Below are 23,975 nucleotides of genomic sequence, written 5' to 3' on the forward strand. Positions count from 1 at the left end.
GGGAGCCTCAGTCCACCGTGACGTAGTCGGGGCCGGAGTAGCGGCCGGTGCTGAGCTTCTGGCGCTGCATCAGCAGGTCGTTGAGGAGGCTGGAGGCACCGAAGCGGAACCAGTCGGCGGTCAGCCAGGGCTCGCCCAGCGTCTCGTTGACCATCACCAGGTACTTGATCGCGTCCTTGGTCGTACGGATACCGCCGGCCGGCTTCACCCCGACCTGGACACCGGTCGCGGCGTGGAAGTCGCGGACCGCCTCCAGCATCAGGAGGGTGACCGGCGGGGTGGCGTTGACCGCCACCTTCCCCGTCGAGGTCTTGATGAAGTCCGCACCCGCGAGCATCGCCAGCCAGGACACCCGGCGGACGTTGTCGTACGTCTGGAGCTCACCGGTCTCGAAGATGACCTTGAGGTGGGCCTTGCTGCCATCGGGACGCGCGCACGCCTCCTTGACGGCCTTGATCTCCTCGAAGACGTCCATGTAACGGCCGGAGAGGAAGGCGCCCCGGTCGATCACCATGTCGATCTCGTCGGCGCCGGCCGCCACCGCGTCCCGGGTGTCGGCGAGCTTGACCGGCAGCGCCGCCCGGCCCGCCGGGAAGGCGGTGGCGACGGACGCGACGTGGATCCCCGAGCCGCCGAGCGCCTCCTTGGCCGTCGCGACCATGTCCGGGTAGACGCAGATCGCCGCGACCTTGGGGCAGCTGCGGTCGGTGGGGTCGGGGTGGATGCCCTTGGCGCACAGCGCCCGGACCTTCCCCGGGGTGTCCGCGCCTTCGAGCGTCGTCAGGTCGATCATCGAGAGGGCGAGATCGATGGCGTACGCCTTCGCCGTCGTCTTGATCGAGCGGGTACCGAGGGTGGCGGCGCGGGCCTCGAGGCCGACCGCGTCGACCCCCGGGAGGCCGTGGAGGAAGCGGCGCAGCGCACCGTCGTCGGCGGTCACGTCCGCCATTGACGCCAGACGCCCCGCGGCTTCCTTGCCGTATGCGGGAACAGTGATGGGCATGGTCACGAGGGGAGCATATCTACGCGCGTAGCGCCATGTCATCCCCCTGGACAGTCCGAATCCGGCCGGTGCGCGCGGGCGCAAGGAACCGAGGTGCCTGGTGCCGGGCACCGGAACCGGCCGCCACCAGGGCCCGGACACCTCCGCCGCACGCCCCCGAATGATGCCGTACCGCAATGTCCGGCATCCGGACGGTCGGGCAGAATCGGCGGCATGACGAGCCAGGACCGGTCCACCCCGCCGCAACAGCAGTACGCGGAGCGCAGCTACCGCTCGCCCGCGGCCCTCGCCGGCGGCGCACTGCTCCTCCTGCTCGGCCTCTGGCTCGGCGGCGACGCACTGCTCCGCGGCGACGCCCACACCCGGCTCACGGCGCTCTTCGCCCTCCTCCTCGGCGTGCCGCTGGTGACCGCCTTCACCCTGCGCCCCCTGGTCAGGGCGGGCGAGGACCGGCTGACGGTGCGCAACCCGTTCCGTACGATCACGCTGCCCTGGGACGCCGTGGAGGGCCTGCGGGCGGGCTACTCCACCGAAGTGGTCACCGGCGACGGCACCTACCAGATGTGGGCCATCCCCGTCTCCCTGCGCCAGCGCAAGAAAGCCGGCCGGCAGGCGACGCGCGGCACCGCGCCCCACCCCCGCTTCGGCCCGCACGCCGACGCCGGCCCCGCCCCGCGCGCCATGGCCGACCAGGCCCTGGACGAACTGCGCGAGGTCCAGGAGCGCGTCGCGCACGGCGAGAGCGGCCAGACCCAGGGCGAGCCGGTGGTGCGGTGGTCGTATCCGGTCCTCGTGCCGATTGCGGTGGGGGCGGTGGGGCTTGCGGTGATGATCGCGGTCTGAGGGGGCGTGGGGCGCCTTTTGGGGCTCGTGCTCTGAGGCAGGCCGGTATGTCGTTCACCGCGCATGCCGTAGGCCGGGACACGGCAGTGGCCCCCGTCGCGGAGACGGGGGCCACTGCCTGTGGTGGCTGGGTGGGGCGGTCGCCGGGACCGGTCGCCGGGACGGGCGATACGGGCCGGGGGATACGGACCGGGTGGCCCGGCCGACGGGGAACCCACCGACGGGGAACCCACCGGCGGGGACCCCAACGACGGGGAACCCACCGGCGGAGGGCCCAACGACGGGGGACCCCACCGGCGAGGACCCCACCCACGGGGACCCCACCGTCCGGGACCCCACCGGCGGAGGCCAGTCGACCGTGCGTCAACCCCGGATGGAACCGCGCATCAAGCGTGCGTCGGGCGTGTCCCCACCGTGCGTCAGGCGTCGATTCCCGCCGCCGCCGACACATCCCGCTTGACGGCCGCCAGTGCCGCCGTGGCCGTCGTCCGGGCCTCGGGCAGCGCCTCGGGCGAGGTCACCGGGACCACGACCTCCAGGTAGCACTTGAGCTTGGGCTCGGTGCCACTGGGACGGACCACGACACGGGCGGACTCGATGCCCGCCTCCGGCGAGCCGGCCAGGTAGTAGCGCAGCCCGTCGGTCGGCGGCAGTGTCTCCGTGCCCTGGGTCAGATCGTCGGCGCGGGACACGGCCAGGCCCGCCAGTACGGTCGGCGGCTGCTCCCGCAGCCTGCGCATCGCATCGGCGATCAGCGAGAGGTCCTCCACCCGCACCGAGAGCTGGTCGGTGGCGTGCAGCCCGAACTCCCGCGCCAGGTCGTCGAGCAGATCCGTCAGCGTGCGCCCGGCCTGCTTGAGCTCCGCGGCCAACTCGGTGATCAGCAGCGCCGCGGTGATGCCGTCCTTGTCACGGACGCCCTCCGGGTCGACGCAGTAGCCCAGCGCCTCTTCGAACGCGTACCGCAGACCGTCCACCCGCGCCAGCCACTTGAAGCCGGTCAGCGTCTCCTCGTACGGGAGCGCCGAGGCGGCCGCGATCCGGGACAGCAACTGCGAGGAGACGATGGTCGTCGCGAAGGTGCCGGACGCCTGCTTGCGCACCAGATGGGCGGCGAGCAGCGCACCGACCTCGTCGCCGCGCAGCATCCGCCAGCCCTCCGGGGTGCCGGGGGCGGGGACGGCGACGGCACAGCGGTCCGCGTCGGGGTCGTTGGCGATCACGATGTCGATGTCCGCGCCCGCCGCCCGGGCGGCGGCGAACGCGAGGTCCATCGCGCCCGGCTCCTCCGGATTGGGGAAGGCGACGGTCGGGAAGTCCGGGTCCGGCTCGGCCTGTTCCGCGACGACCACCGGGGCCGGGAACCCGGCCCGGGCGAAGGCGGCGACGAGGGTGTCCCGGCCGACGCCGTGCATCGGCGTGTAGACGACCCTGGTGTCCCGGGGGGACCCGGGCGTCAGCACCGCGTCCGTACGCTCCAGATAGGCGGTCAGGACCGCCTCGTCGAGGGTCTCCCAGCCGGCCTCCGGGCGCGGCACGCCGTCCAGCGGGCCGACCGCGGCGATCTCGGCGGCGATCCCGGCGTCCGCGGGCGGCACGATCTGCGAGCCGTCGCCCAGATAGACCTTGTAGCCGTTGTCGCGCGGCGGGTTGTGGCTGGCGGTGACCTCCACACCGGCGACCGCACCCAGATGCCTTATCGCGAAGGCCAGGACGGGGGTGGGCAGCGGGCGCGGCAGCAGCGCGGCGCGCAGGCCCGCGCCCACCATCACGGCAGCCGTGTCACGGGCGAAGTCGGCGCTCTTGTGGCGCGCGTCGTAGCCGATGACGACCAGCCCGGAGCCCTCGCCCTGCGCCTTGAGGTACGCGGCGAGGCCGGCCGCGGCCCGGATGACCACGGAGCGGTTCATCCGCATCGGGCCCGCGCCCAGCTCACCGCGCAGCCCGGCGGTGCCGAACTGGAGGGTGCCGGCGAACCGGGCGGCCAGCTCGTCGGTGTCCTCGGCCTCGATGAGCTTGGCCAGCTCGCCCCGGGTCTCCGGGTCCGGGTCCTCGGCCAGCCATGCCTTGGCCCGGTTGATCAGCTCCGCGGGATCGGTAGCCACGTGATGCTCCTGACGGTGGGTGCGTGGTGGGGTTGCGTACGGGGGCCTGCGGGCGGCCGGGCGCCTGCGCGGTGCGCGCCCGGCTCGTACCCCTTACCCCGCGTGGGGTGCGAACGACGCCATCCGGCCACGGCCGGCCCACGCCCCACCCGGCCTTGACGCCACCCTGCCTCCGTCACAGAATGTAATCAAGTGAGGAACGAATTACTCTCCGTAATCGTTGCCGGGGGAGAGGAGGAGGCGGCGCGAGAGGCTCGGGGGCGCGCTCGGTCGGGACGTGCTCGGTCGGGTGAGGTCGGGCCGATCGGGTCAGGCCTGGCCAGCCTCGGAGGCCGGGCCAGACCGGGCTCGGTCGGACCGTGCTTGGCCGGAGCGAGCTCGGATGGACCGGACGGCGGTCGGCCGGTCGGGCCGCGCTTGACCGGACCGGACCGGGCTCGGGCCGAGGCAAGATCCGCTCCGTGCCGGTCGGACCGCGCTCGGCCGGACCGCGCTCGGCCGGACCCGGACCATGCGGGGCGGATTCAGACCGCGGGCCGGGCCGCGCTCTGCCCGATCAGTCCGGTCCGCTGGAGGGAACCGGCCTCCGCCGGACCGGACCGCCTCGCTAGATCTTGCTGAGGACCTGACCGAGCAGCGTGCCCATCCGGGTCGCCGAGTCGCGGCCGGCCTGCAGCACCTCTTCGTGGTTCAGCGGCTCTCCCGTCATGCCGGCGGCGAGGTTCGTCACCAGCGACAGGCCGAGCACCTCGGCGCCCGCCTCGCGTGCCGCGATGGCCTCCAGGACGGTGGACATCCCGACCAGGTCGGCGCCCAGCGTCCGGATCATCTTGATCTCGGCCGGGGTCTCGTAGTGCGGGCCGGGGAACTGGGCGTAGACGCCCTCTTCCAGGCTCGGGTCGATCTCCTTGCACAGCGCGCGCAGCCGCGGCGAGTACAGATCGGTCAGGTCGACGAAGTTGGCGCCGATGATCGGGGAGGTGGCGGTCAGGTTCAGGTGGTCGCTGATGAGGACCGGCTGGCCGGGGCGCATGCCCTCGCGCAGGCCGCCGCACCCGTTGGTGAGTACGACGGTCTTGCAGCCGGCCGCGACGGCGGTGCGTACGCCGTGCGCGACCGCGGCGACGCCGCGGCCCTCGTAGTAGTGCGTACGGCCCAGGAAGACCAGCGCCCGCTTCTCGCCCACCCGGTACGAGCGGATCTTGCCGCCGTGTCCGGCGACGGCCGGCGGCGGGAAGCCGGGCAGCTCGGTGACGGGGAATTCGTGCTCGGGCGCGCCCAGGGCCTCGGCGGCCGGTGCCCAGCCCGAGCCCATCACCAGGGCGACGTCATGGGTCTCGGCGCCGGTCAGCTCGCGCAGACGGGCGGCGGCGTCGGCGGCGGCACCCTGCGGGTCGCGCGCGATGTCCGGAGTAACAGATGCGTTCACGCGGACGAGGGTAACCGCTATTCCCCTACGCGCGTAGATGTTGCTGCCCACGGTGCTGAGATCGTTGTCTTGTGGTTTACGCCAAACGCTTGCCCGGGCGCGTCGCCGTACCCCCACACGGGCGCCGACCTGTCCCTATGCCCGGCCCGTCAGTGACACCTGGCGTCAGCGACACCGGTCCCGCCACCGGCATCTGCCCCCGGCTCGCGCCAATGAGCCCATCCCCGACACCCGCCCTCAGCCACGACCCGCTCCCCAAAGCCGCGCCCCCAAAGCCGCGCCCCCAAAGCCGCGCCCCCAAAGCCGCGCCCCCACCCCGACGCCGAAGCCCACCTCTCAACAAGGCCGCTTCCGCAGCTCCATCACATAGTCGTGGGGGGCGCCGGCCGATTCTGCGGCGTCGGCGATCTCGCCCAGGTAGCGGGCCGACGGCAGACCGCCCTCGTAGCCGTTGAGGACGTAGAGCCACGCCGGCTCGTCGCCGTCGAGGGTGTGCACCCGCACCCGCATCCGGCGGTAGACGTCCATGCCGACGCCCTCCCAGCGGTCCATGGACTCCTCGTCCATGGGCGCGATGTCGTAGAGCGCGACGAAGACCTGGGAGGCGGGGGCCTCGACGATCGTCGCCAGTGCGCCTTCCCAGCCCATCTGCTCGCCACCGAAGGTCAGCCGCCAGCCGTTGAGCCAGCCGGTGCCGCGCAGCGGCGAGTGCGGTGCGCGGCGGGACATCAGCCGCGCGTCGAGGTTGCCGGCGTAGGCGGCGTAGAGCGACATGGTTCCGAGGGTACGGGAGGTTGCCCGCCGGACTCGTGGTGCCGGAGGTTCGCACCACGTGCCCGGTCGGCGCGTCCCGCTGCCGGTCAGCGCGGCAGTGCGCCCCCGGGCGTGAGCGCCGTACGGGCGTGCGGGACAATGGAGTACGTGACTCGGATCGTGATCATCGGTGGCGGACCCGGCGGATACGAAGCGGCCCTGGTGGCCGCCTCTCTCGGCGCGGAGGTGACCGTCGTCGACTGCGACGGTCTGGGCGGGGCGTCGGTGCTCACCGACTGCGTGCCGTCGAAGACTCTTATCGCCACGGCCGAGGTGATGACCACCTTCGATTCGTCGTACGAGGAGCTCGGCATCATCGTCGAGGACGACACCCCGTACGTGGACCGGCCCGCCCGGGTCGTGGGCGTCGACCTCGGCAAGGTCAACCGACGGGTCAAGCGTCTCGCGCTCGCCCAGTCGCATGACATCACCGCCTCGGTGACCCGTGCCGGCGGCCGGGTCATGCGCGGCCGCGGCCGGCTGGAGCCGGGCCAGGCGCCGGACGGTTCCCGCAAGGTGACGGTCACCGCCGCCGACGGCACCTCGGAGGGCCTGATCGCGGACGCGGTGCTGATCACCACCGGCGCGCACCCCCGCGAGATCCCCGACGCGCTGCCCGACGGCGAGCGGATCCTGAACTGGACGCAGGTCTACGACCTCGACGAGCTGCCCGAAGAGCTGATCGTGGTCGGTTCCGGTGTCACCGGCGCCGAGTTCGCCGGTGCTTACCAGGCACTCGGTTCCCGCGTCACCCTCGTCTCCTCCCGTGACCGCGTGCTGCCGGGCGAGGACCCGGATGCCGCCGCCGTACTGGAGGACGTCTTCCGCCGCCGCGGCATGAACGTCATGGCGCGCTCGCGGGCCCAGTCGGCCAAACGGGTCGGCGACCGTGTCGAGGTCACCCTGGCCGACGGCCGCACGATCTCCGGTACGCACTGTCTGATGGCGGTCGGCTCGATCCCCAACACCGCGGACATCGGTCTGGAGGCGGCCGGCGTCAAGCTCAGGGAGTCCGGCCACGTCTGGACCGACAAGGTCTCCCGCACGACCGCCCCGGGCGTGTACGCGGCCGGTGACTGCACCGGCGTCTTCGCGCTGGCGTCCGTCGCCGCGATGCAGGGCCGGATCGCGATGTACCACTTCCTCGGCGACGCGGTCACGCCGCTGAACCTCAAGACGGTCTCCGCGAACGTCTTCACCGACCCGGAGATCGCCACCGTCGGCTACTCCCAGGCCGATGTCGACAGCGGCAAGATCGACGCCCGGGCCGTCAAGCTCCCGCTGCTGCGCAACCCGCGCGCCAAGATGCAGGGCATCCGCGACGGCTTCGTCAAGCTGTTCTGCCGTCCCGGCACCGGCATCGTGGTCGGCGGTGTGGTCGTCTCGCCGCGTGCCAGCGAACTGATTCACCCGATCTCGATCGCGGTCGACAACAATCTGACCGTCGAGCAGATCGCCAGCGCCTTCACGGTCTACCCGTCGCTGTCCGGCTCGATCGCCGAGGTCGCCCGCCAGCTGCACACCCGTAAGGCGGGCAGTGAGTAGCAGCCGGTGACCGGACGGCAGGCGGCGGACGAGGGCGATCGATTCGCATGTGCGTTCCCCCGGTGAGCACTGTGGATGAAACGTCCCTGCGCCGGCCGGGAACCGTCACTTCCGGGCCGCCCCCCGTCGTGGGGGCCGGGAGGGCGGCTGACCAGGCCGCAAGCGGGTCCTATCGCCCGGCAGTTCGACCTCCGCACGACATATGCACACCGCATACCACGTCACGCTCCGCGGTGTGAACAACTTCCGTTAATTGGTGCAACCTGCTGAAAACAGACGGTCGTTGGCGTTACTGTCAGTTTCGTGTTCGCTGCAGAACGTCGCCAATTGATCCTTGAAATGGTGCGCGCCAACGGAGCCGTATCGCTCCGGGAGCTCGCCCGCGTCGTCCAGACCTCCGAAGTAACCGTACGGCGGGATGTGCGGGCGCTGGAGGCAGAAGGACTGCTGGACCGCCGGCACGGCGGTGCGGTCCTGCCGGGAGGCTTTACTCGCGAATCCGGATTCCCACAGAAATCCCATCTAGCGACCGCGGAGAAGACGGCCATCGCCGATCTCGCCGCGGGCTTCGTCGAAGAGGGCGAGGCCATCGTGGTCGGGGCGGGAACGACCACCCAGGAGCTGGCCCGCCGGCTCGCCCGGGTGCCCGGCCTGACCGTCGTCACCAATTCCCTGCTCGTTGCCCAGGCGTTGGCCCATGCCAACCGCGTCGAGGTCGTGATGACCGGCGGCACCCTGCGCGGCTCCAACTACGCGCTGGTCGGCAGCGGTGCCGAACAGTCCCTCCAGGGCCTGCGGGTGTCCCGCGCCTTCCTGTCGGGCAGTGGGCTGACCGCCGAGCGCGGGCTGTCCACGTCCAACATGCTCTCCGCCAGCGTCGACCGGGCGCTGGTGCAGGCGGCGGGGGAGGTGGTGGTGCTCGCCGACCACACCAAGCTCGGCTCCGACACGATGTTCCAGACCGTGCCGACGGATGTGATCACGCGGCTGGTCACCGACGAGCCGCCGGGTCACGACGACCGTGCCGCCACGGAGCTCCAGGCGCTGGCCGATCAGGGCGTACAGATCGCCGTCGCCAACGGCTCGGGCGCCAGCGGTCACGGGCCGGGGCAGCCGGGTATGGAGGGCGGCGCGGGAGACCGAAGAGGCCCCCGGCGGGACGTCCCACTGCCGGGGCAGCGCCGCAGCCATCCTCCGGGCGGCGCGGGCGGGGGGCCACAGCTCCGCTCGGCCCCCTCACTGACCGAGGCCTCGGGCGGCCGGGTCGCGGATCTCGCCCCACGGCGGCGCTGAAACGCAGGAGCCGGGGGCGCGCCTGCCGGGCGCGCCGCACCGGCACCGTCAGCGCCTCTCCCCCTTCAGCCCGCTGAGGGTGAGCGTCAGCAGCCGGTCGGCGAGCTGGGGGTCGTCCGGGGATTCCTCGACGGCCAGCGCGATGCCGTTGGTCAGCTGCATCAGGTCGCCGATGCTCACGTCCGGGCGTACGGCCCCGGCCTGCTGGGCGCGGGTCAGCAGCGCATCGCCGGCCTCCCGCATCGGCACGCAGCACCGCGCCATCCCCGAGTTCTCGTCCGACGATGCCGTCATCAGCGCACGGGACAGCCCGCGGTAGGTGCTGGCGTGGGTGATGATCGCGCGCAGCCAGGCGACCAGCGCGGCGCACGGCTGCGGCGCGTCGGCCAGCTCCCTGGCGTAGGCCAGCAGCGCGTCCACCTCGCCCTGGAAGACGGCGCCCATCAGGGCGGTCCGGTTGGGGAAGTGCCGGTAGAGCGTGCCGATGCCGACGCCGGCGCGGCGCGCGATGTCCTCCAGCGAGGTGTCCGTGCCGTGCGCCGTGAACGCCGTACGGGCCTCGGCCAGCAGCCGCTCGTAGTTGCGGCGCGCATCGGCCCGCATGGGGCGTACGTCCTGCGTCCGCACCGGTGCGGACGCCACCGGCCCCTGCGCCGCCTGCCGCTGCCCTGCCGTTTCGGTCGCCATCGCCGTCCTCCCTCGACCCGGCCGGTCGCGGCCCGGTGGCTCCAGGATGCCATTGCGGGGCGGGGGCTCGGGGGGTTCCGTCAGTCCCTCGCCCCCACCCGGTTCCGGAGCGACGACAGCACGAGTCGGCCGTAGCGGGTGGTGAAAGCGAGGGCGGTGGCCAGGGCTGCGGTGGTGAGGGCGAGGAGGAGGTGGGTGGGGGCGTGGTCGTCGAGGACTTGGAGGATGCTCAGGGCGGTGCCCAGGGGGAGGCCGAGGATGGTCAGGACGCCCAGGGCGCCGGCGATCTGCTGGTTGTCCTGGGTCTGGACGAGCCGGGCGTAGTCGGCTGCCTCGGCGAGGATTTCCGTGAAGCGGTCGGGGAGGCGGTACTGGGCCTGGTAGGCGAGGAGGAGTTCGTTGGCCGGGCCGTGGGCGGTCAGATGCTGGCGCCAGTAGGTGCTGCGGAAGCCGGCGATCTGGGTTTCCAGTGCGGCGACGCGGGCGCCGAGTTTGGGGCCGTCGAAGACGCCGGAGAGGGCCTCGGTGAGTTCGTCGATGTGGTCGCGCTGGACGGTGCCGAGCAGCAGGGCGTCGAGGTAGACGGTGCGGTGGTGCACGGCGCCGAAGTCGTAGAAGTCGCCGTCGCCGCCGTCCGGACGGTGGCCGAGGAAGGCCGCGCCGTGCCGGAGCACGAGGGCGCTCCAGTCGGCGGATATCCGCACCGCGTGCTTCATCTGGGACGGCATGAGCTCCGGTGCCAGCGGGAAGTCGGCGGCGGTGGAGCGGGAGGCCAGGGACCACAGCCACTGGTCGGCGGTGGCGGGGAGCCGGTCGCCCTGGCGCAGGGCCGTGGTGTGCGCGGCCCGGGGGGTGAGGAAGGCGATGGTGTAGGGGCGGGCGATGGCGAACGGCGCCTCGGAGGTTTCGGGGACGGCGACGCCCGCCAGGAGGGTCTCCGGTGCCAGTGGCCCGTCCAGGGGGTCGGGGTCCGCCGAGTGGCGGTGGCCGATGGCCCGCAGGGTTTCCAGGAGCGCGGGTCCCTCGACCAGGAAGTGCAGGACCGCCAGGGCGGCTCCGGGGTGGCGGGCGGTGGCGGTGCGGAGCAGTTCGATGCCGTGCAGGTGCAGCGGGCCGTGGGTGCGGCTCTCGAAGCGGTGCCAGCGGCACGGGCGTTCGGGGGTTCCGTAGAGGACCCGGGCCGCGGAGGGGGTGAAGTAGGTCTGCCGGGTGGCCGTGTCGGCACGGCGGCTGCCGAGCTCGAACGGCAGCGGGCCCTGCTCCCAGGTCGGCGGGGCGGGGAGCCGTACGGGGAGGATGACGGTGAGGGCCTGGCGGGCGCCCGTCAGGTGGCGGAGTTCCGTGGTCACGGTGCCGGTTGTCTCCTTGGTGGGGGGCCGGGTGGGTTCCGGCTGTCCGAGGGCCGGGCGGTTGTTGAGGGTGGCGCGTGCCCGTTGTTGTTCCGTTGTTGGCGGGCGGTGTGTTCCTCCCCGTGACGTGCCCCCGCCGGCGTTCCCGTGAACCGGCCTCGCGAACCGTCCCGTGTCTGCCCGGGGGACGGTGCGTGAAGTCCCGGCATACCGCAGGAGTCGGGCATCCGAACACCTCGCCGGGCCCGCAACGCCGCCCCCGTACGCGCCATCAAACCAGGCGGAATGAGGTCTTCGGGGATGTTCCGGAGGCCCGGGATTACGTCGTGGCAGGCCGCCGGGGGAGCGGGCCGCGGCGCGGACATCTGGGGATCGTCATGGGACTGACCAGCCGGTCGTTGTTGTACGCCATGGCCGCGGCCGCCGTGGTCTGCGTGGGACTGACCCTCTGGCTGTGGCCGCGGTTCGCGGGGCGCGGGGTGCGGCCGCTGCTGGGGCGGCTCGGGGTGATCGCCGGGACGCAGCTGGCCATCGTGGCGGCGCTCGGCCTCGCCGTGAACGCCAACTTCCAGTTCTACGCGTCCTGGCACGAGCTGCTCGGGCTCTACGACGATGCGCCGGGCGCCGTCGGCAAGTGGGGTGACGGGGGTGCGGCCGGTCCGGTCGGCGACCCGTCGAAGGGACTGGTGCAGGCGTCGGGGCCGGACGGTCTGGACAAGGTGCACGGACTGCCGAAGGGGGCACCGGCGACGGCGGGGCGGGTGGAGTCCGTACGGATCGTCGGCAAGCGGACCCGGGCGGTGGACCCGGCGTACGTGTATCTGCCGCCGCAGTACTTCCAGCCCCAGTACGCCCGCCAGCGGTTCCCCGTCATCGTCGCGCTCAGCGGCTATCCGGGCGGCACCTTTCTGCTCGGTCAGCACCTGCGGCTGCCGCAGACCGCTGCGCAGTTGATCCGGGACGGGCGGATGCAGCCGACGGTCATCGTGATGCTGCGGCCCACCATCGCCCCGCCGCGCGACACCCAGTGCGTCGACGTGCCCGGCGGCCCGCAGGCCGAGACGTTCTTCGCCCGCGATGTGCCGGACGCGCTGCGGTCGCACTACCGCGTCGGCCACGACCCCGGCGGCTGGGGGGTGATGGGGTACTCCTCGGGCGGCAGCTGTGCCCTCCAGCTCGCCATGCGGCACGACCGTACGTACACCTCGGCGGCCGCGCTCTCCCCCGACTACAAGGTCGCCGACGATCCCACCACCGGCAATCTCTTCGGTGACGGCCGGGACCGGGTCCGCCGCCGTCAGGAGCACGATCTGATGTGGCGGCTGCGGCATCTGCCCGCACCCCAGGTGGACGTCCTTGTCGGCACGAGCCGCAGCGGGGAGAAGAACTACCCGGCGGCCAGGGCGTTTCTGGCGGCCGTCAAGCCGCCGATGAAGGCGGAGTCCGTCGTGCTCGACCATGGCAGCCACAACTTCGCCACCTGGCGGCGTGAACTCCCCGCGGCGCTGCAGTGGATGAGCCGTTCGCTGACGTTCCCGGAGGATGTGGTGGGGAATTCCTAGCCGTGACAGCCGGGCAGAGGGTTCCCGGAGACGCGAGGGGCTCCCGGCGCATCCGCCGGGAGCCCCTCGCGTCTATCGGATGGTGGCGCGTCAGTCCTTGATCTCGCAGATGACGGCGCCGGAGGTGAGGGCGGCGCCGACCTCGGCGGTCAGGCCCTTGATGGTGCCGGAGCGGTGCGCGTTGAGCGGCTGCTCCATCTTCATGGCTTCCAGGACGACGACCAGTTCGCCCTCGGTGACCTGCTGGCCCTCCTCGACGGCGACCTTGACGATGGTGCCCTGCATCGGGGAGGCGAGCGTGTCGCCGGAGGCGGCGGAGCCGGACTTCTTGGCGGCCTTGCGCTTGGGCTTGGCACCGCCGGCGACCGCGGCGCGGGCCAGCGGCATGCCCAGCGAGGACGGCAGCGAGACCTCCAGGCGTTTGCCGCCGACCTCGACGACGACCGTCTCGCGGGTGTCCGCCTCGGCCTCGTCGGTGCCGGGCGCCGTGAACGGCGGGATCTCGTTGACGAACTCGGTCTCGATCCAGCGGGTGTGGACCGTGAACGGGTCGGCCGAGCCGGTGAGTTCGGGGGCGAAGGCCGGGTCGGTGACGACCGCGCGGTGGAAGGGGATGGCGGTGGCCATGCCCTCGACGGTGAACTCCGCCAGCGCGCGGGAGGCGCGCTGCAGGGCCTGCGCGCGGGTGGCGCCGGTGACGACCAGCTTGGCGAGGAGGGAGTCCCAGGCGGGGCCGATGACCGAGCCGGACTCCACGCCCGCGTCCAGGCGGACGCCGGGGCCGGCCGGCGCGTCGAACTTCGTGACCGTGCCGGGGGCCGGGAGGAAGTTGCGGCCCGGGTCCTCGCCGTTGATGCGGAACTCGAAGGAGTGGCCGCGCACCGCGGGGTCGTCGTAGCCGAGCTCTTCGCCGTCGGCGATCCGGAACATCTCGCGGACCAGGTCGAGGCCGGTGACCTCTTCGGTGACCGGGTGCTCGACCTGGAGGCGGGTGTTGACCTCCAGGAAGGAGATGGTGCCGTCCTGGCCGACGAGGAATTCGCAGGTGCCCGCGCCCTCGTAGCCGGCTTCCTTGAGGATGGCCTTGGAGGCGCGGTAGAGCTCGGCGTTCTGCTCGTCGCTCAGGAAGGGGGCCGGGGCCTCCTCGACGAGCTTCTGGTGGCGGCGCTGGAGCGAGCAGTCGCGGGTGGAGACCACGACGACGTTGCCGTGCTTGTCGGCCAGGCACTGGGTCTCGACGTGCCGGGGGCGGTCGAGGTACCGCTCGACGAAGCACTCGCCGCGGCCGAAGGCGGCGACCGCCTCGCGTACCGCGGAGTCGTAGAGCTCGGGCACCTCGTCGAGGGTGCGGGCGACCTTCAGGCCGCGGCCGCCGCCGCCGAAGGCCGCCTTGATCGCGATGGGCAGGCCGTGCTCCTTGGCGAAGGCCACGACCTCCTCTGCGCCGGAGACCGGGTCGGGGGTGCCGGCGACCAGGGGGGCACCGGCGCGCTGGGCGATGTGCCGGGCGGCGACCTTGTCGCCGAGGTCGCGGATGGCGTGGGGCGGCGGGCCGATCCAGGTCAGTCCGGCGTCGAGGACGGCCTGGGCGAACTCGGCGTTCTCCGACAGGAAGCCGTAGCCGGGGTGGATGGCGTCGGCGCCGGAATCGGCGGCGGCGGCCAGGACCTTGGCGATGTCCAGGTAGCTGGTGGCAGGTGTGTCACCGCCCAAGGCGTACGCCTCGTCTGCCGCGCGGACGTGCAGGGCGTCCCGGTCGGGGTCGGCGTAGACGGCTACGCTCCCGATCCCCGCGTCCCGGCATGCACGGGCAACGCGAACAGCGATTTCGCCACGGTTGGCGATGAGCACCTTGCGCACGATGGGTCCTTCCTTGGCGCTTCGCCGTAACTTATGGATGCGGCGATTTTAGGGACTGGCGACACCGCGTGCCGACCCGTTCCCTGGGGTGAGCTTGCCCACACGGAGTGTGCTCGGGGCGCCAGTGAGAGACCTAAGTCCCCTGGTGTCCCAGGGTAGGCCCGGATTCCTGGGCTCCGGCTGGAGTCCTGGTGTGGCTTAGGTCTCGCGCTTCTGGCGTCCTGCGGATCGTCAATTCTTTGTGGAGTCCCTACGAATGGGCGAAGGAAACTTTGCGGTCGGCTCCGTCCCTCCGGCGTGCCGCCGCGCGCCGCTCGCCATGGTCCGTATCCACCCGTGCAGAACCCTTGCCCCAGGCATTACCCATTAGTAGCGTGCCCGATGTCTTCTGTACTTGCGGTAACGGCGGAAAACGCGGGAACCGGCGCCCACCTGGGCGACCGGGCACGGCAAAACGGCGGAAGTGGGTGGACGGGGTGACGATGGCCCGACGGCCGGTGGCCTTGGTCGCGGCGGTGGTCCTGGTCCTGGAGGCGTTCGGGATCGTGCTGCTCAACTGGATCCTGAGCATCGTCGTGGACCGGCAGCAGATGTCCCTGGCCGGGCTGCAGACGCGCGCGATGTCCGCCGGAACCTGGATCGGCGGCGGCGTTTTCGGGCTCTATCTGCTGCTCTGCGCGGCCGTCCTGGTCCGCGGCGCGCTGCGGGACCGTGCCCCCGCCGGCTTCGCCCGCATCTGCCTCATCAGCTGTGCCGTGGTGCACGGGGTCCTGGGCGCGCTCGCCGTCGGGCTGGCCGGCTGGGTCGCCTTCCTCGCGCTGATGGTCGTGCTGGGGCTGCTGGTGCTGACGCTGGTGGCGTACGGGGAGGGCCGTCCGGGGGACGCGCGCGGAAACGCGGAAAACCCCCCGAACGGCGTACCGCCGGCCGCTCCTACGTCTGCCTGACGCCCTCGCTCCCGGGCCGAGTTGGGCGCCGGGCGGGTGCTCAGCGGTCCCCGGCGCTCTTCTTCACCGGGGCGTGCTCCCGCAGGACCTCCATGAACGCGCGCATCCAGTCCGGATGGTCGGGCCAGGCGCGGGCGGAGACGACCTTGCCGTCCACCACGGCCGAGTCGTCGACGAAGGTCCCGCCGCCCATCTCCACGTCCGGTGCGCAGGCGGGATAGGCGGCGGTCCGGCGGCCCTTGAGGAGGCCGAGCGGGGCCAGGGTGATCGCCGCGTGACAGATGTGGGCGACGGGCTTGTCGGCGTCGAAGAAGTGGCTCACCAGGCGCCGGTAGTCGGCGTCGTTGCGCAGGTACTCGGGGGCCCGGCCGCCGGGGAGCACCAGCGCCGCGTACTCGGTCGGATCGACGTCGGACAGGGCGAGGTCGGACGGCCAGGAGTGGCCCTCGCGCTCGACGTAGGTGTCGAAGTTGTCGACGAAGTCATGGACGACGAACTGCAGCTTCTTGTGCGTCGGGGCGGCGATCCGGGGCTCGTAGCCCTCCTCCAGCAGCCGCTGGTACGGGTAGAAGAACTCCAGGTCCTCGGTGGCGTCGCCGGCGATGATGAGAATCTTGGGCATGCAGCGCACTCCTCGCGATGGCGTCGATCGGGGCGATCGAGTCGTTCCGGATCAATCGGTTCCCCAGTCGGTGACGTGGAATGCGTCGCCGACCGCCACCTTTCCGGTCCTCAGCACGGAGAACTTCGAGCCGAACGCCACCCCGCCCTCCGGCACCCGCCGGTAGGAGGCGAGCGTGCGCAGCGGCTCGGGGCCCGCCTTGCCGCCGGTGCGCTGGTCGACGAGGGTCACGGCGCAGCGCACGGCGAGCTTGGTGAAGCCCAGCTCGCAGTCGCCGACGGTCAGGCGCCGCGCCCGGTCCTCGGTCCCCGGCTCGCTCCAGCCGTCGACGACGAGGTTGGGCCGGAAGCGGCTCATCGGCAGCGGTGCCCGGCCGGCCGCGGTGATGCGGGCGTTGAGGTCGTCGAGGGAGGCGCGGGAGAGGACGTGCACGGCGCTGCTGTCGGCGAAGCCGGACGTGCCGGGGGTGAGGCCGTCGGTCACCCGGCCGTGCTCCGGGGGGACGCGCACCAGCCGGCTGGGCGCGCCCAGCACCTCCGAGAGCCAGCCGGCCGCTTCGGCGCCCTGGTCGACCGCGCGGTACGGCGTGCCGAACATCTCGACCTCCGCCCGGGCCGCCGTCCCCGTGCCGGGGTCGATGACGAACCGGAGGGGGTCAACTCCCGGCGCCGACAGGGTGAGCCGGGTCCCGTCGGCGCTGACCTCGGGCCGGATCACCGCCAGCTTCGGGTCCTTGCGCTGGCTGCGGAACACGCCGTCCGTCCCGACGACCATGAAGCTGCGGTCGTGCCGGAGGCCGGCGGGGGTGAGTTCCGCGTGGGCCGCCGGGGTGCCGGCACAGCCCTTGACGGGGTAGCTGATCAGTTCGACAACGGTCGCCATGCGGGCAGCGTACGACCCGGGCGGCGCAGGCCGCCGCGGTTCACCGCCGGGAGCGTCAGGTCCACAGGTCGGTGATCGCCACGTCCAGGTCCGCGAGCAGCCGGCGCAGCAGCGGCAGGGACAGGCCGATGACATTGCCCGGGTCGCCGTCGACGCCGTCGATGAAGGGGGCGGAGCGGCCGTCGAGGGTGAAGGCGCCGGCGACGTGCAGCGGCTCGCCGCTCGCGACGTAGGCGGCGATCTCGTCGTCGGTCGGCTCGCCGAAGCGGACGGTGGTCGAGGCGGTGGCGGCCGCCTGGCGGCCGGTCGCGGTGTCGATGACGCAGTGGCCGGTCTGCAGGATGCCGGAGCGGCCGCGCATGGACTTCCAGCGGGCGGTGGCGTCCTCGGCGTCCGCGGGCTTGCCCAGCGCCCGCCCGTCCAGCTCCAGGACGGAGTCGCAGCCGACGACCAGCGCGCCGTGGACCTCCGGGCGGGCGGCGACGGCGGCGGCCTTCGCCTCGGCGAGTATCCGGGCCAGCTCACCGGGTGTGGCGGCGCTCAGCGCGTCCTCGTCGACACCGCTGACGACGACCTCGGGCACCAGCCCGGCCTGCCGCAGCAGGGCCAGCCGGGCGGGGGACTGGGAGGCGAGGACGAGACGGCGGGTGCGGGGCTCTTCGGTCATGTGCGCCATCGTACGGAGCCCCGGGGCGCCGAGGGGTGCCCGGACTACTTCTTCAGCACCGCTTCCATCACCGACTTCGCGATCGGCCCGCCCAGCTTGCCGCCGGCGATCTCCGACCGGGGGATGTCGATGTCCTTGGGGTCGACGAAGACGGCGACCGCGACCGGGGAGGAGCCGTCGCTCTGCTTGGCGTAGGAGACGAACCAGGCATAGGGGCGCTCGTCGTTGACGTCCATGCCGTGCTGGGCGGTGCCGGTCTTGCCGCCGACGGTCACGCCGTCGATCTTGGCCTTGGAGGCGGTGCCGTCCGAGACGGTGTACTCCATCATCTCCTGCACCTTCTTCGCGGTGCCGGCGGAGACGGCCTGGGACTTCTGCTTCGGTTCGGGCTTCTCCAGCGTCGACAGGTCCGGGCCGCGCACCTCGTCGACGAGGTGCGGCATCATCAGCTTGCCGTCGTTGGCGAGGGCGGCGGTCACCATCGCCATCTGCATCGGGGTGCTGGTGAGGCTGCCCTGGCCCATGCCGGTGAGTGCGGTGTCCGGCTTGTTGAGCTTCTCCGGGTAGAGGCTCTTGGAGGCCAGCATGTCGCCGAAGTCCTTGTCGTAGACATCGGAGTTGAACCCGAACTTCTCGGCGGTCTCGCGCATCTTGTCCTTGCCGACCTTGAGCGCGGTGTCCAGGAAGACGTTGTTGCAGGAATACTGCATACCGGTCTTGAGGGAGGCCTTGTCGCAGGGGGCGCCGGCCACGTCATTGCCGATTTTGTTGGTGCTCTGCGGCAGCTGGTACGGGGTGGGGGCGCCGGTGGGGGCGTTGATGTCGCTGATCACGCCGTGCTCCAGGGCGGCGGCCGCGGTGAGGATCTTGAAGGTGGAGCCGGGGGCATAGGTCTCGCGCAGCGCCCGGTTGCTCAGCGGCTTGCTCTTGTCGGCGTCCAGCGCCTTGAACTTCTTGCTCTCGGCGGTGGAGATCCCGGCGAACTGCGAGGGGTCGTAGGAGGGCGTGGAGGCCAGCGCGAGGACCCTGCCGTTGCGCGGGTCGAGGGCGACCACCGCGCCCTTGGCGTCGAGGTCGGTCAGCCCCTTGTACGCGGCCTTCTGCGCCTTGGGGTCGATGGTGGTGAGCACATCGCCGCCGCGCGGCTTCTCGCCGGTCAGCACGTCCTTGGCCTGCTTGAGGGCGAGCCGGTCGTCCTTGCCGCTGAGCACCTTGCCGTAGACGCCTTCCAGGAACGAGGTGCCCTGCGCCTGCGAGGCGAACCCGGTGACCGGCGCGTACATCGGGCCGTCCTTGTACGTGCGCTTGTACTTGAAGTCGCCGGAGGTCGCCACGGAGCCGGTGACCGGCCGGCCGCCGACGATGATGTTGCCGCGCGGGTAGGAGAACGCCTCGATCTTGACGCGGCGGTTGTTGGGGTCGCTGGCCAGCTTGTCGGCCTGGACGAACTGGACCCAGGTGGCACGGACCAGCAGCGCCAGCATCAGCACCCCGCAGAAGACGGCTGTATGCCTCAACGGCCTGTTCATCGCTCTTCCCTCCCGTTCGGCTGCCGGCTCGGCGCCGTGACCGATTTGCGCCCTCGGGAGGGAAAGAAGGGATTTCAGGGGCGATGGTTGCGGGAGTGGGCTGTGACCGTTACCTCCCGCTTCACGGGAACTCCCGCCGCGGCCGCGGTGTGACGGGCGCGGCTATACCGCGAGCAGCAGCATCACCAGCACCGCGGTGACGGCCAGCACGATGCCCAGCCTGCGGAGCTTGGCCTGTACCTCGCGCAGCTCCTCAGGCGGCTCATCGGGCGGATCTGACCACAGCATGTATCGATCCTGTGCCCGTTGTGCATGTGGCGCCTGAGTACGCGTACTCAGGCGCCACACACGCAAAGGACTAGTCAGTGCATTGTGCACCGACATGACCGGCCCGCCCGGCCGGTCACCGCACGTCGCGGCCGCTCAGTGCGGCCAGTAACTCGTCCGCCAGGCCCGCGGGCCCGGGTGCGGCATCCGCGCCCGCGCCGGAACCGTGGACGCGGGGTCCGACCATTCGGTGCCGCGGTCCTTCCCGCCGGGCGCGGCGGTCGCGGCCGCCGCCGCGCGGGCCTGCACCACCGCAAGCGCGGCGGCCAGCTCCTCGGGGGTGGGATTGCCCCGTACAACCTTGATCATCGACGACCTCCTCCTTTGCCTTTGCCGGTCCTTGGGCGGGTGCTGCCGGTCAGAGGGGGATGTTGCCGTGCTTCTTCGGCGGCAGCGACTCGCGCTTGTTGCGCAGCGTGCGCAGCCCGCGGACGATGTGCCGGCGCGTCTCGGACGGCATGATCACCGCGTCGACGTAGCCGCGCTCGGCCGCGACGTACGGGTTGAGCAGGGTGTCCTCGTACTCCTGGATCAGCTCCTGGCGGCGCTCGTCCTGGGCGGCCGGGTCCTCGATCGAGGCCAGCGTGCGGCGGTGCAGGATGTTGACCGCGCCCTGCGCGCCCATGACGGCGATCTGCGCGGTCGGCCAGGCCAGGTTGAGGTCCGCGCCCAGGTGCTTGGAGCCCATGACGTCATAGGCGCCGCCGAACGCCTTGCGCGTGATGACCGTGATCAGCGGGACCGTGGCCTCCGCGTACGCGAAGATCAGTTTGGCGCCGCGCCGGATGATGCCGTCGTACTCCTGGTCCGTGCCGGGCAGGAAGCCGGGCACGTCCACGAAGGTGATCACCGGGACGTTGAAGGCGTCGCAGGTCCGCACGAACCGCGCGGCCTTCTCCGACGCCTTGATGTCCAGGATGCCGGCGAACTGCATCGGCTGGTTGGCGACCACGCCCACCGCGTGGCCCTCCACCCGCCCGAAGCCGGTGACGATGTTCGGCGCGAACAGCGCCTGGGTCTCCAGGAATTCGCCGTCGTCCAGGACGTGCTCGATCGCGGAGACCATGTCGTACGGCTGGTTGGCCGAGTCCGGGATCAGGACGTCCAGCTCACGGTCGGTGTCCGAGGTCTCCAGGTCCGCCTCCTCCGGGAAGGCCGGCGGCTCGGAGAGGTTGTTGGACGGGAGGTAGGACAGCAGACCCTTGACGTAGTCGATGGCGTCCTTCTCGTCACCCGCCATGTGGTGCGCCACGCCCGAGGTGGTGTTGTGGGTGCGGGCACCGCCCAGCTCCTCGAAGCCCACGTCCTCGCCGGTGACGGTCTTGATGACGTCCGGTCCGGTGATGAACATGTGGGAGGTCTGGTCGACCATGACCGTGAAGTCGGTGATGGCGGGGGAGTAGACCGCGCCGCCCGCGCACGGCCCGACGATCAGGCTGATCTGCGGGATCACACCCGAGGCATGGGTGTTGCGGCGGAAGATCTCGCCGTACATGCCCAGCGAGACCACGCCCTCCTGGATGCGCGCGCCGCCGGAGTCGTTGATGCCGATGACCGGGCAGCCGGTCTTGAGCGCGAAGTCCATCACCTTGACGATCTTCTCGCCGAAGACCTCGCCCAGCGCCCCGCCGAAGACGGTGAAGTCCTGGGAGAAGACCGCCACCGGGCGGCCGTCGACCGTGCCGTAGCCGGACACCACTCCGTCGCCGTAGGGGCGGTTCTGCTCCAGCCCGAAGTTGGTCGACCGGTGCCGCGCGAACTCGTCCAGCTCGACGAACGAGCCCTCGTCCAGCAGCAGATCGATGCGCTCACGCGCCGTCAACTTGCCCTTGGCGTGCTGCTTTTCCACGGCACGGGCGGAACCGGCATGCGTGGCCTCTTCGACCCGCCGCTGCAGATCCGCCAGTTTGCCCGCGGTGGTGTGGATGTGTGCTTCCGGCTCGGACATCGGGATGCGGCTCCTGCTCGTCCTGGACTGGTGCTCGTACTGAGGGTGGTACGGGTGTGGCTACCGACTCGTAGCGTATCCGCGGGACTGCTCAGCGGCACTGCGTCGTTGACCACACCTAGGCTGGTCCCATGACGCCTCAACCACCGGAAAACCGGGACAAAGATGCCGGTCGCTGGAGTGATCTGGGCCGCCCCCCGCTGAACGCCACGGGGCTGCGCCGGGCCCTGGTGCGCCCCGGCTCGCTGTGGACCTCCCTGGACGTCGTCCCCGCCACCGGTTCCACCAACACCGACCTGGCGGAGCGGGCGGCCCGGGGCGAGGCCGCGGAGGGCGCCGTCCTGGTGGCCGAGGAGCAGTCCGCCGGCCGCGGCCGCCTCGACCGCGCCTGGTCGGCGCCCCCGCGCTCCGGCCTCTTCTTCTCCGTCTACCTCACCCCCCGGGTTCCCGTGGAGCGCTGGGGCTGGCTGCCGCTGCTCGCCGGCGTCGCCACCGCCACCGCCGTCTCCCGCGCGGCCGGCGTCGACACGGCACTCAAGTGGCCCAACGACCTCCTGGTGACTTCCGCCGAGGAATCGGGCGGGTCGGGAACGGACGGGTCCGGCACGGGCGGGGCCGCCGCGGAACGCAAGGCGGGCGGCATCCTCGCGGAGCGGGCCGGCGCCGGCGTCGTCGTCGGCATCGGCCTCAATGTCTCCCTCACCGCCGAGGAACTCCCCGTGCCCACGGCCGGCTCGCTGGCCCTGGCCGGCGCCCGCACCACCGACCGCGACCCGCTGCTGCGCGCCGTCCTGCGCGCGCTGGAGCACTGGTACGGCGAATGGCAGACCGCCGACGGCGACCCCGCCGCCAGCCGCCTCCAGGAGGCCTACGCCGCCGGCTGCGCCACCCTGGGCCGTTCCGTACGCGCCGAACTCCCCGGCGGCGGCGACCTCACCGGCGAGGCGGTGGCCATCGACGGCGACGGCCGCCTGGTGCTGGCCACCGCGGACGGCATGCAGCAGCCGGTCGGGGCGGGCGACATCATCCATCTGCGCCCCGCGCCCCCGGCCGGGCCCGGGGACGGTGCCGGCCACGAAGGGTGACCGTCCGGCGCCGGCGGACCACCCGCCCGCCGCACCGACGCACCCCTCCCCTTCCGTGGTCAGAGCCGACATGTGAGAGTGAGCCAGAGCACACCTGCCGTATCGTTGAGGCGGTCCGCCAGGGAGCGGACCACCGGCGAGCAGTGATCGGAAGGGCAGTGCGCAGGGATCGGACAGGGAGCGGCCGGTGACCGCCGACGACTCGGGCGCCACCCCGCGCGACGTGGACACCGAGGACGACGCCGTGCGCGACGTCCCCCCCGAGGGCTCCGTACGGGCCTCGGACGGCGGTGCGGGCGGCGTTCCCGCCGAAGCCTCCGCACAGGACCGGGCCGACGCGGCGGGCACCGCCCCGGCGGCCAGGGGCGAGGACGACGAGAACAACATCGCCATCCGCCTCGAACAGCTCATCCTCGGCGCCGACCGCCGCTACACCCCGTTTCAGGCGGCCCGCGGCGCCGGTGTCTCCATGGATCTCGCGGCCCGCTTCTGGCGGGCCATGGGCTTCGCCGACATCGGCCAGGTCAAGGCCCTCACCGAGGCCGACGTGCTGGCCCTGCGCCGCCTCGCCGGTCTCGTGGAGGCGGGCCTGCTGAGCGAGGCCATGGCCATCCAGGTCGCCCGGTCCACGGGCCAGACCACCGCCCGTCTGGCCGACTGGCAGATCGACTCCTTCCTGGAGGGCCTCACCGAGCCCCAGGACTCCGGCCTGACCCGTACGGAGATCACCTATCCGCTGGTCGAGCTGCTGCTGCCCGAGCTGGAGGAGTTTCTCGTCTACGTCTGGCGGCGCCAGCTCGCCGCCGCCACCGGCCGGGTCGTGCGGGCCCAGGACGACGCCGAGATGGTCGACCGCCGGCTCGCGGTGGGCTTCGCCGACCTGGTCGGCTTCACCCGCCTCACCCGCCGCTTGGAGGAGGAGGAACTCGGCGAGCTGGTGGAGGCGTTCGAGACCACCTGCTCCGACCTGGTGGCCGCGCACGGCGGCCGGCTCATCAAGACCCTCGGTGACGAGGTCCTCTTCTCCGCCGACGACGCCGGCGTCGCCGCCGAGATCGGCCTGCGGCTGATCGAGACGATGACCCACGACGAGACGATGCCGGAGCTGCGGGTCGGCATCGCCTTCGGCACGGTCACGACCCGGATGGGCGATGTCTTCGGTACGACCGTGAACCTCGCCAGCCGCCTGACCTCGATAGCGCCGAAGGACACCGTGCTGGTGGACGAGGCGTTCGCCGAGGAGCTGGGCCGGATCGGCGAGGCGCCGGTCTCCGAGGCCGAGGCCGCGGCCGCGGAGAAGGCCGCCGAGGAGGGCACCGGCGGCCCGGCCCCGTCGTACCGCTTCGCGCTCCAGCCGATGTGGCAGCGGCCGGTGCGCGGCCTGGGCGTGGTCGAGCCCTGGCTGCTGAGCCGCCGCGGCTGACCGGGGCCGTCGGGGGCGCGTACGGCCCTCCCCTCGGCCCCTGCCCCCTCCTGTGC

Annotated in this window: 21 protein-coding genes; 7 read left to right on the forward strand and 14 right to left on the reverse strand. The window is 72.1% G+C overall.

The features are described from left to right. Positions 1-7: 7 nt before the first annotated feature. A complete protein-coding gene (gene deoC, locus BKA18_RS22830; RefSeq protein WP_208859162.1) occupies positions 8-1,003 on the reverse strand; it encodes a deoxyribose-phosphate aldolase in 996 nt (331 codons plus the stop codon). Positions 1,004-1,216: 213 nt separating this feature from the next. On the opposite strand from deoC, the gene BKA18_RS22835 reads away from it, so the two are divergent. Beyond that, positions 1,217-1,846, forward strand: coding sequence for a PH domain-containing protein (locus BKA18_RS22835; RefSeq protein WP_366044405.1), 630 nt, complete (start codon positions 1,217-1,219; stop codon positions 1,844-1,846). 419 nt (positions 1,847-2,265) lie between these two features. On the opposite strand, the gene BKA18_RS22840 is transcribed toward BKA18_RS22835, so the two are convergent. From BKA18_RS22840 to BKA18_RS22850, 3 genes are all read right to left on the reverse strand, one after another. Then, on the reverse strand, positions 2,266-3,951 hold the full coding sequence (locus BKA18_RS22840) for a phospho-sugar mutase (protein WP_366044404.1): 1,686 nt from the start codon (positions 3,949-3,951) through the stop codon (positions 2,266-2,268). Between the two features lie 607 nt (positions 3,952-4,558). Further along, entirely contained in the window at positions 4,559-5,380 is an 822-nt protein-coding gene (locus tag BKA18_RS22845) for a purine-nucleoside phosphorylase (RefSeq protein ID WP_093484842.1), read from the reverse strand. Between the two features lie 336 nt (positions 5,381-5,716). Next, positions 5,717-6,154, reverse strand: coding sequence for a gamma-glutamylcyclotransferase family protein (locus BKA18_RS22850; RefSeq protein ID WP_366044403.1), 438 nt, complete (start codon positions 6,152-6,154; stop codon positions 5,717-5,719). A gap of 138 nt (positions 6,155-6,292) precedes the next feature. Between BKA18_RS22850 and BKA18_RS22855 the strand changes: the two genes are divergently transcribed. Together BKA18_RS22855 and BKA18_RS22860 are read left to right on the forward strand one after the other, a co-directional pair. Then, complete coding sequence (locus tag BKA18_RS22855) at positions 6,293-7,738, forward strand: NAD(P)H-quinone dehydrogenase (RefSeq protein ID WP_006603551.1); 1,446 nt, start codon at positions 6,293-6,295, stop codon at positions 7,736-7,738. A 339-nt stretch (positions 7,739-8,077) separates the two neighbouring features. Beyond that, complete coding sequence (locus BKA18_RS22860) at positions 8,078-9,031, forward strand: DeoR/GlpR family DNA-binding transcription regulator (RefSeq protein WP_429638767.1); 954 nt, start codon at positions 8,078-8,080, stop codon at positions 9,029-9,031. A 48-nt stretch (positions 9,032-9,079) separates the two neighbouring features. On the opposite strand, the gene BKA18_RS22865 is transcribed toward BKA18_RS22860, so the two are convergent. Beyond that, entirely contained in the window at positions 9,080-9,634 is a 555-nt protein-coding gene (locus BKA18_RS22865; protein WP_366044530.1) for a TetR/AcrR family transcriptional regulator, read from the reverse strand. A 164-nt stretch (positions 9,635-9,798) separates the two neighbouring features. Further along, positions 9,799-11,067, reverse strand: coding sequence for a hypothetical protein (locus BKA18_RS22870; protein WP_366044401.1), 1,269 nt, complete (start codon positions 11,065-11,067; stop codon positions 9,799-9,801). Positions 11,068-11,444: 377 nt separating this feature from the next. On the opposite strand from BKA18_RS22870, the gene BKA18_RS22875 reads away from it, so the two are divergent. Further along, positions 11,445-12,629 (forward strand): alpha/beta hydrolase, encoded by a 1,185-nt coding sequence (locus tag BKA18_RS22875; protein ID WP_366044400.1) that lies wholly within the window; start codon positions 11,445-11,447, stop codon positions 12,627-12,629. A gap of 90 nt (positions 12,630-12,719) precedes the next feature. On the opposite strand, the gene BKA18_RS22880 is transcribed toward BKA18_RS22875, so the two are convergent. Further along, positions 12,720-14,489, reverse strand: a complete 1,770-nt coding sequence (locus tag BKA18_RS22880) for an acetyl/propionyl/methylcrotonyl-CoA carboxylase subunit alpha (RefSeq protein WP_366044399.1) — start codon at positions 14,487-14,489, stop codon at positions 12,720-12,722. 482 nt (positions 14,490-14,971) lie between these two features. Between BKA18_RS22880 and BKA18_RS22885 the strand changes: the two genes are divergently transcribed. Next, on the forward strand, positions 14,972-15,436 hold the full coding sequence (locus tag BKA18_RS22885) for a hypothetical protein (protein WP_366044529.1): 465 nt from the start codon (positions 14,972-14,974) through the stop codon (positions 15,434-15,436). A gap of 40 nt (positions 15,437-15,476) precedes the next feature. Here BKA18_RS22885 and BKA18_RS22890 read toward each other — a convergent pair whose 3' ends face one another. The 7 genes from BKA18_RS22890 to BKA18_RS22920 form a co-directional block, all read right to left on the reverse strand. After that, complete coding sequence (locus BKA18_RS22890; RefSeq protein ID WP_366044398.1) at positions 15,477-16,058, reverse strand: DJ-1/PfpI family protein; 582 nt, start codon at positions 16,056-16,058, stop codon at positions 15,477-15,479. 51 nt (positions 16,059-16,109) lie between these two features. Continuing rightward, the gene (locus tag BKA18_RS22895; protein ID WP_366044397.1) at positions 16,110-16,940 is read right to left on the reverse strand and encodes an MOSC domain-containing protein; all 831 of its coding nucleotides are present in this window, start codon (positions 16,938-16,940) and stop codon (positions 16,110-16,112) included. 55 nt (positions 16,941-16,995) lie between these two features. Further along, positions 16,996-17,607 (reverse strand): Maf family protein, encoded by a 612-nt coding sequence (locus BKA18_RS22900; RefSeq protein ID WP_366044396.1) that lies wholly within the window; start codon positions 17,605-17,607, stop codon positions 16,996-16,998. Between the two features lie 44 nt (positions 17,608-17,651). Further along, positions 17,652-19,136, reverse strand: a complete 1,485-nt coding sequence (locus tag BKA18_RS22905; protein WP_366044395.1) for a peptidoglycan D,D-transpeptidase FtsI family protein — start codon at positions 19,134-19,136, stop codon at positions 17,652-17,654. 162 nt (positions 19,137-19,298) lie between these two features. Then, positions 19,299-19,424, reverse strand: coding sequence for a morphogenic membrane protein MmpB (gene mmpB, locus BKA18_RS22910; protein WP_366044394.1), 126 nt, complete (start codon positions 19,422-19,424; stop codon positions 19,299-19,301). A 135-nt stretch (positions 19,425-19,559) separates the two neighbouring features. Further along, on the reverse strand, positions 19,560-19,772 hold the full coding sequence (locus tag BKA18_RS22915) for an acyl-CoA carboxylase epsilon subunit (RefSeq protein WP_366044393.1): 213 nt from the start codon (positions 19,770-19,772) through the stop codon (positions 19,560-19,562). Between the two features lie 49 nt (positions 19,773-19,821). After that, entirely contained in the window at positions 19,822-21,411 is a 1,590-nt protein-coding gene (locus BKA18_RS22920; RefSeq protein ID WP_006603534.1) for an acyl-CoA carboxylase subunit beta, read from the reverse strand. Between the two features lie 131 nt (positions 21,412-21,542). Between BKA18_RS22920 and BKA18_RS22925 the strand changes: the two genes are divergently transcribed. Further along, positions 21,543-22,496, forward strand: coding sequence for a biotin--[acetyl-CoA-carboxylase] ligase (locus BKA18_RS22925; RefSeq protein ID WP_366044392.1), 954 nt, complete (start codon positions 21,543-21,545; stop codon positions 22,494-22,496). A 187-nt stretch (positions 22,497-22,683) separates the two neighbouring features. Continuing rightward, positions 22,684-23,919, forward strand: coding sequence for an adenylate/guanylate cyclase domain-containing protein (locus BKA18_RS22930; RefSeq protein WP_366044391.1), 1,236 nt, complete (start codon positions 22,684-22,686; stop codon positions 23,917-23,919). The last annotated feature ends 56 nt before the right edge of the window (positions 23,920-23,975 follow it).

The sequence above is a fragment of the Streptomyces auratus genome (genome assembly GCF_050433025.1).
GTDB classification, from domain to species: Bacteria; Actinomycetota; Actinomycetes; order Streptomycetales; family Streptomycetaceae; genus Streptomyces; species Streptomyces sioyaensis.